Origin of the sequence: Pseudoalteromonas sp. BSi20652, assembly GCF_000239855.1 — a bacterium.
Classification (GTDB): domain Bacteria; phylum Pseudomonadota; class Gammaproteobacteria; order Enterobacterales; family Alteromonadaceae; genus Pseudoalteromonas.
Genome location: NZ_BADT01000220.1, coordinates 1 through 11,771 on the forward strand (window position 1 = coordinate 1; position 11,771 = coordinate 11,771).

The 11,771-nt window shown below is 39.0% G+C and carries 12 protein-coding genes and 1 pseudogene; 2 read left to right on the plus strand and 11 right to left on the minus strand.

The window, feature by feature from the left end; genetic code table 11:
* Positions 1–411 precede the first annotated feature (411 nt).
* Together P20652_RS01845 and queE are read right to left on the minus strand one after the other, a co-directional pair.
* Positions 412–1,155: a class I SAM-dependent methyltransferase gene (locus P20652_RS01845; RefSeq protein ID WP_008172229.1), complete on the minus strand. Its 744-nt coding sequence runs from the start codon at positions 1,153–1,155 to the stop codon at positions 412–414.
* A gap of 226 nt (positions 1,156–1,381) precedes the next feature.
* Positions 1,382–2,046: pseudogene (gene queE, locus P20652_RS19150) on the minus strand (7-carboxy-7-deazaguanine synthase QueE).
* A gap of 145 nt (positions 2,047–2,191) precedes the next feature.
* Between queE and queC the strand changes: the two are divergent.
* On the plus strand, positions 2,192–2,848 hold the full coding sequence (gene queC, locus P20652_RS01840) for a 7-cyano-7-deazaguanine synthase QueC (protein ID WP_007583902.1): 657 nt from the start codon (positions 2,192–2,194) through the stop codon (positions 2,846–2,848).
* A 93-nt stretch (positions 2,849–2,941) separates the two neighbouring features.
* Here queC and P20652_RS01835 read toward each other — a convergent pair whose 3' ends face one another.
* On the minus strand, positions 2,942–3,391 hold the full coding sequence (locus tag P20652_RS01835; protein ID WP_008172233.1) for an isoprenylcysteine carboxylmethyltransferase family protein: 450 nt from the start codon (positions 3,389–3,391) through the stop codon (positions 2,942–2,944).
* Positions 3,392–3,599: 208 nt separating this feature from the next.
* Between P20652_RS01835 and P20652_RS01830 the strand changes: the two genes are divergently transcribed.
* A complete protein-coding gene (locus tag P20652_RS01830; RefSeq protein WP_010553668.1) occupies positions 3,600–3,842 on the plus strand; it encodes a hypothetical protein in 243 nt (80 codons plus the stop codon).
* Between the two features lie 4 nt (positions 3,843–3,846).
* Here the strand turns inward: P20652_RS01830 and P20652_RS01825 are convergent, their stop codons facing one another.
* The 8 genes from P20652_RS01825 to P20652_RS20435 all read right to left on the minus strand — a co-directional run bounded on the left by P20652_RS01825 (position 3,847) and on the right by P20652_RS20435 (position 11,743).
* Positions 3,847–4,869 (minus strand): hypothetical protein, encoded by a 1,023-nt coding sequence (locus P20652_RS01825; protein ID WP_008172235.1) that lies wholly within the window; start codon positions 4,867–4,869, stop codon positions 3,847–3,849.
* A 101-nt stretch (positions 4,870–4,970) separates the two neighbouring features.
* Positions 4,971–5,651 (minus strand): tRNA (adenine(22)-N(1))-methyltransferase TrmK, encoded by a 681-nt coding sequence (locus P20652_RS01820; protein ID WP_008172236.1) that lies wholly within the window; start codon positions 5,649–5,651, stop codon positions 4,971–4,973.
* Entirely contained in the window at positions 5,652–6,590 is a 939-nt protein-coding gene (locus tag P20652_RS01815; RefSeq protein WP_008172237.1) for a class I SAM-dependent methyltransferase, read from the minus strand.
* 2 nt (positions 6,591–6,592) lie between these two features.
* Positions 6,593–8,587, minus strand: coding sequence for an excinuclease ABC subunit UvrB (gene uvrB, locus P20652_RS01810; protein WP_008172238.1), 1,995 nt, complete (start codon positions 8,585–8,587; stop codon positions 6,593–6,595).
* A complete protein-coding gene (locus P20652_RS01805) occupies positions 8,584–9,963 on the minus strand; it encodes an MATE family efflux transporter (protein WP_008172240.1) in 1,380 nt (459 codons plus the stop codon). Before P20652_RS01805 ends, uvrB begins: the two co-directional genes overlap by 4 nt.
* A 705-nt stretch (positions 9,964–10,668) precedes the next feature.
* Positions 10,669–10,971, minus strand: coding sequence for a hypothetical protein (locus tag P20652_RS01800; protein WP_008172244.1), 303 nt, complete (start codon positions 10,969–10,971; stop codon positions 10,669–10,671).
* A 23-nt stretch (positions 10,972–10,994) separates the two neighbouring features.
* Positions 10,995–11,567 (minus strand): hypothetical protein, encoded by a 573-nt coding sequence (locus tag P20652_RS01795; RefSeq protein ID WP_008172246.1) that lies wholly within the window; start codon positions 11,565–11,567, stop codon positions 10,995–10,997.
* The gene (locus tag P20652_RS20435) at positions 11,567–11,743 is read right to left on the minus strand and encodes a hypothetical protein (protein ID WP_008172248.1); all 177 of its coding nucleotides are present in this window, start codon (positions 11,741–11,743) and stop codon (positions 11,567–11,569) included. The genes P20652_RS01795 and P20652_RS20435 overlap by 1 nt, the downstream gene beginning before the upstream one ends.
* Positions 11,744–11,771 lie beyond the last annotated feature (28 nt).

Here is an 11,771-nt window from a genome sequence, read left to right on the forward strand (position 1 = left end):
ATAATTAATTAGCTGTTTATATTCGCCGAAATTTAAATAAGTTACTGTGTCGGATGGCGCTTCGCTTATCCAACCTACGTTTTCAAATAAATATAATGCGGTTTATTGGGAGCGTGGGTATTGGGGGTTCGTTGGGTTTCGCTACGCTCTACCCAAACTTGAAATAAACCAAAGGGGTCAAATCTTGACTTCAAAATAAACCAAAGGGGTCAAATCTTGACTTCATACATCATAATTAATTAGCTGTTTATATTCGCCGAAACTCAAATAAGTTACTGTGTCGGATGGCGCTTCGCTTATCCGACCTACGTTTTCAAATATATAATGCGGGTTTATTGGGTGTGGGTATTGGCCGTGGGTATTGGAGGTTCGTTGGGTTTCGCTGCGCTCTACCCAACCTACGGGTTTGTCTTAAATTTTTACGCAGACAAAAATGGCGTTGCCTGAGCGCTCTGCCCATGGGGTTATTTTGTCGTAGTCATGTTCAAACACGTGGATTTCGAAGTACGGTTTTAAGGCTTCTTTAAGCTCGGTATAACTAAAAGCCACCATTGGGTGCTCGTCGTGCCATACGAGTGTTTTGTCTGCAGTGGTTTTTTCTATGCTGAGTTTTAATAACTGTTTACTGCCGCTGCCACTGTAGTTCCAGCCAGAGCGAAATGTGAAGAAGCTATTTTCGCTTGTTGCTGTGTGTTCTACAAATGAATCGCTGTCGATTTTGTTTTTATCAACCGTGTTAAAACAAAATATTCCACCTACGTTTAATGCGCTGTGTACGCTGGCAAGGCATTCTTTTAACTTATTAATACCGTCGCAGTAATGGATTGAATACAAAAAGCAGGTAATTAAATCTACGTGCTCAGTTACCTTAAATTCACTCATGTTTTGCAACGAAAATTGCGCTTCTGGACAACGAACTTTTGCTTTATCGAGCATTGGCTGGTTTAAATCAAGCCCACTGCTTTGGTAACCATAATCAATAAAGTGGCGTACATGCGGGCCGGTGCCACAGGCTAAATCGAGATGAGTATTTCCGCCATTGCCAAAAATTTGGTGCAGCCTGTGAATAGAATTACTTTGGGCTTGATAATCTATATCTGCGCACATTAAGTCGTAGTAATCAGAAAGGTCGGTGTAGAGTGCATTTGCGGACATATAAGCCTAGTGGTAAGTAGTAGAATATTTTTAAGTCGCGCATAGTAAACTAATTAGCACAATTAACGAAGAAGATATGAGCTTTAAGGTTGTCGGATGGCGCTTTGCTTATCCGACCTACGTATTTAAATATTATAGTGCGTTGTTATAAAACGGTGTGGAATTGGAGATTCGTTGGGTTTCGCTACGCTCTACCCAACCTACGTACTATAACTTTAAGCTGGCTTTAACTAATTCCTAAATACTTATGTACTTGTATTGATAGGCGCCAGTTTTTAGCAATGCAGGTGTCGATTGCTAATTTGGTTGCTGATACTTTTTGGCTAATTGGCTGTAAATAAACAAGCTTTGGGTTAACGCCTGTTTTAGCAAATAACGCTTCTAGCTCTTCTACGTGCTTTTGCATGGCAACGGGGTGTTTAATTTCGTTGGCACGCTTCATAGTACTGGTAAGTACTTCATAACCGCCGCGCATGTTTATTTTAGGCGATACCGTTACCCATGTTTGCTCTGGGGCGAGTATTTCAAACGTGCCGCTGGTTTCTATTTGTGTACTAAAGCCGTGTTCGTGTAATAAGTTACATACTGGATTTAAGTCAAACATGCATGGCTCGCCGCCGGTAATTACTACGTGCTTTGCGGTATAACCACGTGATTGAAACAACGCTAAAATTTGCTCTGCACTGGCGTTAGCCCAATGATCTGAGTCGGCTTTTTTTCTACGGTTTCGTCCAGCGATACTTTATATACATTATCAACATCCCACGTTTGCTTAGTGTCGCACCAAGAGCAGCCTACTGGGCAGCCTTGCAGGCGTAAAAATATTGAGGGTGTGCCAGTAAAGCTAGCTTCACCTTGAATGGTTTCAAACACTTCATTAATTTTGTACAAAAGAGATCTCACTTACTACCTAGCAGCCAAATTGCTACTATTAAAAAACCAAAAAGCGCTGTGCAAAAATTGTTATTTAAGCTGCGGCCGTGTAGTATATCGCGCCCTGATATAAACCTCTATTAAAACTAAGAGCAAAACAGATATGACGCAAAAAGTAGTTGTTATTTATTCCGGCGGTATGGACTCATTTACCGTATTAAATAAAGCCCTGCAACAAGGCCATGATGTATATGCCCTATCATTTGACTATGGTCAGCGTCATGTAAAAGAGCTTAAAGTGGCGGCAAGTGTGTGTGAAAAATTAAACGTGCCGCACAAAATTGTTGATATTTCGGCGATTAACCAACTTATTGGTGGCTCATCACTTACTGATGATATTGATGTACCTGAAGGCCACTACGAAGAAGAAAGCATGAAAAGTACGATTGTACCTAATCGTAATATGATTTTGCTCTCGCTCGCGGTAGGTTACGCGGTATCACTTAAAGCTGGCCAAGTTTATTACGGCGCTCACTCTGGGGATCATGCTATTTACCCTGACTGTCGTCCTGAATTTGTGCAAAAAATGGATGATGTGTGTCGTATTGCAAATTACGATGCGGTAGAAATTTTTAGCCCATACTTAAATAATACTAAAATTGGTATTTTAACCGACGGTATTGAAATGGGTTTAGATTACAGCCAAACGTGGACCTGTTATAACGGCCGTGAAAAAGCCTGTGGTAAATGTGGCGCGTGCCAAGAACGCCTTGAAGCATTTGCACTAAATAACATTACAGACCCGTTAGAATACGAATAAGCGCTACTCAGGTAATATTACCACTGCAATTTGCATAATGCATAAAGGCTATCGTTGATAGCCTTTCTTATTTGTTCTGATTTTCCTACAAACTTACAACCAGCGCCTAACTTTAGCTTTATAAGCAATATAATCCTCGCCAAACAATTTAGTTAAAGCACGCTCCTCGGGTATTATTTGAAAAAACGTTAAGTACGCAATAAATCCAATCACACACAATAATGCGTAAAACGAACTAAGCCATATCCCCCACCCAATGAGTAAAAAAGCCAACCCTACATACATAGGGTTACGCGTTATTTTAAATATACCCGAAGTAACAAGCTCCGATGCATTGTCAACTTTATGAGGGTTGACTGTTGTTTTAGCTAATCGAAAACTAATCACCCCCGAAATACCAAAAACACAGCCAATAACAACAGATGCTAATGATGAATATAAAACAAGTTCATTTAAATCGACTATTGAGTAATGCGCAATAAGCGCCATTATGCCGGCAAAAAACAGCACAACAATAACGGGAGGTATTTTATTATTTAACATGGCAACTCACTGTATTGACTAAAGTATGTTTATTATATGGTGGCTATGCAGCCATTAAACAATATCTGAAGTGTATAAATGATGAACACGCTCAAAGCTGAACTTAAATAAAGTATACAAATTAAGTTACAATTGTCAGCTTTATCAAAAGCGCTTAAAGGTTATACTTTAACCATAAACGAATAATAAAATATTGAGGAATGAGATTATGTCTGGAACTACGATGATTGTACTTATTGTGCTAATTTCGGTTGGCTCAGGAGTGGTTTACGATATGTATAAAAAGCATCTTGAGTTTAAGCATAAAATGCAAAACAACAACAGCGACGCGCATAAACAATTAGCTGAAACAAACGCACAAGTGCTTGCATTAAAAGAGCGTGTACAAACACTTGAGGCTATTGTTACTGATTCAAGCTTTAACGTTAAAGATGAAATTAATAAGCTTTAAGTTATTATAAGTAATTTGGATATAAATGCGCATTTTCTGGCTGCTTAATACCATGAGCAGCTAAAAACCCACCAATAGCTTGCCCGCAGCCCTGTGGTGCTCGTCCGCTGTCTATCTCAAAGTTTAACTGATTAGCATGTTGCTTACCCATTGAGCAAAGCCCTACGGTACTTGGCGAGCGCATAGCGATACTTAGATTACCAATTTGCTCAACCATTACGTGTTTACTAAAACGGGCAAAACCTTTGTACTTAAATTGCTCGTTTACGTAGTCGTTACTCGCTGCTACTAATGCCGTGATCAAGCCATGTAAAAAACTATTAGCGGATGGATCTGCTGTTAAAAACGCAATTGTTTTTTTATTAAACTCGCTAAGTTGGCAATCTTCACACAACAGATCAACGGTATATAAATATTGCTCGGCTATTTGCTGCTTATGTTTAAGCTCAATACTTTTTCCTGCAAATACAACACGTTTAAGCACTTCATCAACACGGCTTTCAGTACTTTCACTTTTAACAAGCTCAGGGTTTTGCGCCATTACCGGTAAGTCGTGATGGTTATTAAATGGCGTACTGGTTGCGCCGCTTTGCATTAACTGAAAAAGCTCTCTTACTTCGTGTTCACGCGCCACTTTTAAAGCCAAAAATGCGGTTTGAATAAGCTCTGAAGTAGGCAGGTTTTCCTCTACTATCCAGCGTCTGCCAAATAATAGCTTTTTGGCTTTGCCTTCATTTGCAGATGCACTTTTTTGATAGTTATCTGGGCTCAGTACTGCTACTTGCAGGTAAATTTCTTCACCTTTTTGTGCAGCAAGCACTCTAAAGTGAGCCGAAAATTCAATGCTCTCAAGTACTTCGTTTACGCTTTCAAGCGTGTGCTTGTAACGTAAAAAATGCTGTGGCACCACCCAACTGCTATTAGCTAATTGCACAAGGGGTGCATAAGAAATAGGTTGCTCATAACTGTGTTGCCATTTTTGCTCATTGCTAAGCAAATGATTAATGTGACTCTTGTTATCTGACATAAATAAACCAAATAAACTCGCGCTAAGCGATATTAACTATGAACATATTACGTCGTTAATGTCGTAATTAGATCACATGTATGCCCTACTTTCGCGGTTTTTTAACTATCAGTGAGTGCTTGATAGTCTGTTATAACTTTTTGATAGTAAGGCTCATCTTTATTGAGCATTTTATTATAATGACTTAATAGTTGCCGCTGGTACAAACCGTGCTCAGCTTGAGTAAAGTCCCACATTTTTTTACCCGTACTACTAATCTCATTATTGGTATTAAAGCTCACTTCAATTACTTCATAAAAGCGCTTGTTATCATAAACTATTTGCTCACTTACAAGCCCTAAACCAAGTTTTTTTAAACCCGAACGCAAAGAATATGTGTGATGTACTGGGCATAAAATAAAGCGTACATGCTGCACTCGCTCAATTGAATTATTAGAAATTATTTGCTGAACTAATCGCAGTAATAATTCTCCACCAATACCAGCGATAACCACCACTTGCTTTTCAATCTCTGTAAGCTCAATAGTGCCGACATCCTGACATAAGACCTGCCAATCAGGTTTTTTATTACTCTTTAGTCTAAATTTATTGTTACGTGTTAATTGCGCTTCTAAATCAACCATTACGCGCGTAATAATATCAACAAATATAACTTTACTCGCTGCATCACGTTTCAAAAACACCATTCCTAAGTAGCCATGGTCGCAGCAACAATCCCAAATAATATTTTGATGCTGTGATACAAGTGCATCAATTGCTGAAAGTCGTTTACTGAGCTTCATTTAATCTACTAATTGTGACGTTTTATAGACCAGTGCTTTTAAACTTTTATTACTGTCTACTTCAATAAAACGTGCTGTTGCTGCTAAGCGCTCAACAAACTCAATGGCACCTTGTGTATGCTCTGTAATAAGTGCTTTAAAAGCGTCTTCGCTAAGCTCTGGACTATTTGCACACAACAGCAGTTTTGTTGTATCGCTTAGTAACTCTGGCAGCCTGCGTAACACTTTTTGATAGTCTTTCGTTAAAATAAAACTCCCCTTTTGAAAACTTGGCGGATCAACAATAATTAAGTCAAATGGGGCTGCTTTTTTTAATTTACCAAACGACTTTAAAATATCATGAGGTAAAAAGCTCACGCCTTTATCAAAACCATTAAGTTGATGGTTTTGCTTGCCGACTTTAAGTACACCTTTGCTCATATCCATGTTCATTACATGATCTGCCCCGCCTTGCATGGCTGCAAGCGAAAAACCACACGTATACGAAAATAAATTAAGCACTTTGCCATACTTGCTATTCGCCATTACAAACTCACGACCGCTGCGCATATCGGGAAATATTCCGGTATTTTGGCGGCTCTGTAAGTCAACTAAAAAGCGAATGCCGTTTTCAGCTACCACATGCTGCTTGGGTAATTGCCCATAAACCACTGTGTTTTGGCTCTGTACGCCAGCGCGTTGCTGATACACAAGTGACGTAATAAGCCCTGGCTGGTTTTTTTGCGCCCACTGCCACACAACATCGGTAAGCTCACTTAGTGTTAGCTCGTCAATTTCGTCGTACGAAACCAAAAACAAACTTGGCGGATAAAAGTCTAAATTAATATGACTTAGCGCCTCAACACTGTGACCTCGGCCATGAAAAACACGGCACAGTTCATTTTTTAAAATTGGCGCATCTTCAAGCGCTGTAATAAGAGGAGTAAAGTTTGCTGTCATTTTTAATTAATCAACTGTTGTTGTAGTTCATGTATTTCATCGCGAACAGAGCCCGCTTTTTCAAATTCTAGATCGCTTGCATATGCATGCATTTTGGTTTCAAGCTGCTTAATTTGTACGGCAATTTCTTTCGCACTAAGTACCTTTTTAGAGTCTTTACGAACAAGTCTAAGGTTATCTTTAGGGCCGGCCTCTTCGCCTACATCCATCGCATCAAGAATCTTTTTGGCTAGTGAATGCGGTTCAATACCGTGTTCAATATTATAAGCATGCTGAATTTCGCGTCTGCGCGCGGTTTCGTCCATAGCCTTAGCCATTGATTTTGTAATTTTATCACCGTATAAAATTGCGCGCCCATCTAAGTGACGTGCAGCACGACCTATAGTTTGAATAATTGAACGCGCTGAGCGTAAAAAGCCTTCCTTGTCTGCATCAAGTATGGCTACTAGCGCCACTTCTGGCATATCCAGGCCTTCTCGAAGTAAGTTAATACCTACTAACACATCAAACACGCCCGCACGTAAATCACGAATAATCTCAACGCGTTCAACTGTATCAATGTCTGAGTGCAAGTAACGCACCTTTACATTGTGCTCACTCAAGTAATCGGTTAAATCCTCTGACATACGTTTGGTCAACGTGGTCACAAGTACGCGTTCGCCCTTCTCTACACTTTTGTAAATTTCTGATAGTAAATCATCAACCTGATCGCCCACCGGGCGTACTTCAATAAGTGGGTCAAGCAGTCCTGTTGGACGAATTACTTGCTCTGCAACTGCGCCCACACAACGCTCTAATTCAAAGTCGCCAGGCGTTGCCGATACATAAATTGTTTGTGGTGAAATAGCTTCAAATTCTTCAAAGCGCAGCGGCCTGTTGTCCATTGCTGAGGGCATTCTAAAACCGTACTCAACCAGGTTTTCTTTACGGCTTCTGTCGCCTTTATACATGGCGCCAATTTGCGATACAGTTACATGCGATTCATCAATAATCATCAATGCGTCGTCAGGGAGGTAATCAAGTAATGTCGGCGGTGGATCGCCAGGCGTACGCCCCGATAAATAGCGACTGTAGTTCTCTATACCAGAGCAATAACCTAGCTCTCGCATCATTTCTATATCGTATTGCGTACGCTGTGTTACGCGTTGCTCTTCTACTAATTTATTAGCACTGAGTAACTGGGCTCTTCGATCTTTTAGTTCTTCTTGTATTTTATCAATGGCACCGAGTATTTTTTCACGCGGGGTAACATAGTGTGTTTTTGGATAGATAGTGGTGCGTATTATATGCTTTTCGACAGCACCTGTAAGCGGGTCAAAAATACTTAGGCGCTCTATTTCGTCATCAAACATTTCTACGCGAATTGCGAAGGTACTAGATTCTGCAGGAAATATATCAACCACTTCACCACGTACACGGTATGTACCACGGCTGAAATCTATATCGTTGCGGGTGTATTGTATTTCAGCAAGGCGACGTAGCATATCGCGTTGATCTACTTTTTCGCCCACTTTTAAAAGTAGCATCATTTTCATGTAAGATTTAGGGTCGCCCAAACCATAAATAGCCGATACCGATGCCACAATAATGGTGTCGCGACGCTCAAGCAGTGCTTTAGTTGCACTTAGTCGCATTTGTTCAATGTGCTCATTTATTGATGCATCTTTTTCAATAAATGTGTCGCTCGATACAACATAGGCTTCTGGCTGGTAGTAATCGTAATACGATACAAAATACTCAACCGCATTTTTAGGGAAAAACTCTTTCATCTCGCCGTATAACTGCGCAGCAAGTGTTTTGTTATGCGCCATTATTATTGTTGGACGATTTAAGTCATTAATAATATTAGCCATAGTAAAGGTTTTACCTGTACCTGTTGCACCTAGTAATGTTTGGTGCGCAAGTCCAGCTTCTAACCCTTCGCATAATTGCTTGATTGCTGTGGGCTGATCGCCTGCTGGTTTAAAATGTGATTTTAACTGAAAATGATCGCTCAATTATTGCACTCCTGTAACGATTCGCCGCTTAGCGTTTCTAGCTTTTTCATAAACCATTTATACGCCACTATTGCTGTAAATAAGTTACCTAGAGCAGCGCCTATAAATAGTCCCAATAATCCGGCTATTTCGTTGCCTACATAAGCAAATGGTACATAAAATATGAATAAACGAATAACACTTAATACCAAAGCATACATTGGTTTGTGTAAAGCATTAAACGATGAGTTTGATAATATGATCACCCCTTGTAAGCCATAGCTTAACGGGATGGTATAAATAAAGAGCTTGATTACATCTATTACGGCTTGTTCTTTACCAAATAATTGGCTTATGACGCCTGAAAATGCAATGAGTAGTACGTAAATGGCAAATTGCCATACCATCACAAATTTTAATGTGCCTGTATACGCTTCTTTAACGCGGCATAATTTACCTGCACCAAAGTTTTGGCTCACAAATGGTGGTAACGTCATAGATATCGCAAGCACTAATATACTGGCAATAGATTCAATTCTGCTGCCTACTCCAAATGCGGCTACAGCTTCAGGACCATGATGTGCAACCATGGCGGTCATTACAGCCATTGCAACAGGTGTAAGCATGTTTGCGCCTGCTGCAGGTAAGCCAATTTTTAATATTTTACGAATAGCACCAATAATTGTTTGCTTGCCCGCCTTTAAACTTAATAAGCGTTTTTTTACTATTAGCAAATATAAAATAATAACTACGGCCACCGACCAAGCTATAACACTTGCAACAGCTGCACCTTGAATACCTAAAGCGGGTATGGGACCAAAACCGAATATAAACATTGGGTCGAGGATTGCGTTAATAAGCCCTGCTCCGCCCATTATAATACTAGGTGTTTTAGTATCGCCACTGGCACGCAATACCGAGTTACCGATCATTGGCGTAATTAAAAACACGCTACCGATGAACCACACATTCATATATTCGTGTATTAATGGCAGTACTTTTTGCCCAGCGCCTAGTAAAGTGAATACGGGATCAATTAATAAGTAACCAATAAAAGAAAGAATAAGCACTAAAACAAAGGCGACAAATAAAGAGACACTCGCGTCAAAGCGTGCTTCATCTACTTTATTACTACCCAATGCTTTGCCTATTACAGCCGATGTACCAATTCCTAAACCAATCGCTAAACTAATAACGGTAAAAGTTACCGGAAATGTAAAACTTACGGCTGCTAATGGCTCAGTCCCTAATAAGCTTATAAAAAATGTGTCTATAATATTGAACATCATTAAGGAGATCATTCCAAAAATCATAGGAATAGTCATTTTTTTTAATGTTGAAGGGATAGGATCATTTAGTAAATCTGGGCGAGTCTTAGATTTTTTAATTGCGTGCATAGAATAAATTAGCCTCTTTTACTGAGCAGATCATTTTAAAGCATCAAGGCAATTCAAGCCACGGATTTATCAACAGATTTGAAGTGAAAATAAAACTAAAGATTCGAAAAAATAGTAAAAGTCTATTTTTACGTATTTTTGTTAAAATAGAGCCTTAACCTTCTAAAAAACAATTAAAATACATTTTTGTAACTTTTATTACAAATAGCCACCTGTTACTGACGCTTTTTTACACAAAGAAATATTTTGATTTATCGTAACGAAAAAATTCTTTCATCGAGTTATTGGCAATAAAACAAAAATACTAACCCATTGTTTTAAAACAAAATAAAAATAATGATTTAAAAGCTTGAAATCGGTGTAGCACCCTACAGCTCTAGTGCCGCTGATGTTCTTAAGGTTTCATAAACAGAGTTATCCACAGAAACCGTGGATAACTCATTCAAACCCGCATTTATAAAGGCTTTTAGCGAAGTGTCATTTCTAATTAATTATGAATAGCTAAGAATGCTCGCTTAAAGACATTTTTATATTCCAAAAGAAAATATACATTAACTTGATAAACTAGCTTGATTATGTAGCCGCCGACGAAAAATGATAAACGCCACGGGGTTAAGTGATAAACAATAAATTATCATTTATGTCGCGCGGGTTGGAATGATAATATTTAAGCCAATAAAAAAGCAGCTTGCGCTGCTTATTCTATTAGGTGTTAATCTTTGCAAGTTTGAGCAAAGCAGATATCGACTGTGATAGGTCTTCCCCCGTTTCATGCTGCCTATCTATAAGCTCTTCAGCACCTCTAATAAGCTCTATAAATTCACCTGTAGAGTTATTCGTAAAACCTCTTAAATCACTCGTCCGGCTTGCTAGCTTGCGATTACGTACTAACTCTACTATATCCTTTGGTACTCCCTCTTGTTTAAGTAGGTTGCAAAGTTCAATAAGAGACTCATCAGTAATCTTTTGTAAGTGGCGCTCTGGAATCTTAACCATAGATTCAAGCATATAGAACCTATATGAAAAAACACCTAGAGCGACAACGCCGCAAAGCAACAACAATACAATAAAAATATCCATACATATTTGCCTTTAAACTTACCACGTGTAAACAACATAAAAGCTAAAAATAGCAGGTTTGCGTTTACACCAATACTGTATATATCCCATAGTAGCCAACTATCTCCTGTGTAAAGGTTAGGGCTACCATCAAAATTAAGTGCTAGTAAATTACGATCAACAAACATCAAAGTGTTTAAGAGCGCGTTTAACGCCATCGTTATAAACACTAGTTTAACCTGATCACTAAACATAGCACCAACCAACCAATGCATACCTAAAACCACAAAAGCTTGTAACAATGAGAACAAGGCCCACACTAAGTACCAGTAATAAACCTGCTGTTCAAAAATAAGCAAGTTAAGCACGTTACTATGAAACAAGTCACCTAACGCTAGACCCACTGACATAACGCCAGCGGATATAGCAATAGATATTTTCTTTGGTTTTAAGTAAATAGCCAATATAAACGAAATCACAAAAGCAACTAATTCAAGCTTATTTAATGAGTAGCTAAGTAATACGCTTAAGGTTGGCAAATCCACTATTTAGGCTTTACTTTTGGATTTAGTGGGTGTCCACCGCCGCCATTGTTCAGCGTCATTTCAGAGTTGAGTATTGCTGCAAAATCTTGCTTACTTTCTTGTGGCTTATTTTGAGCTGGTTTAACTTTGTTTAGCTGTTCTAGCGGATTGGTAGCGATAGGGTTTGTAACGTTCATATTTAAACTCCTTTATAAATAAATACGA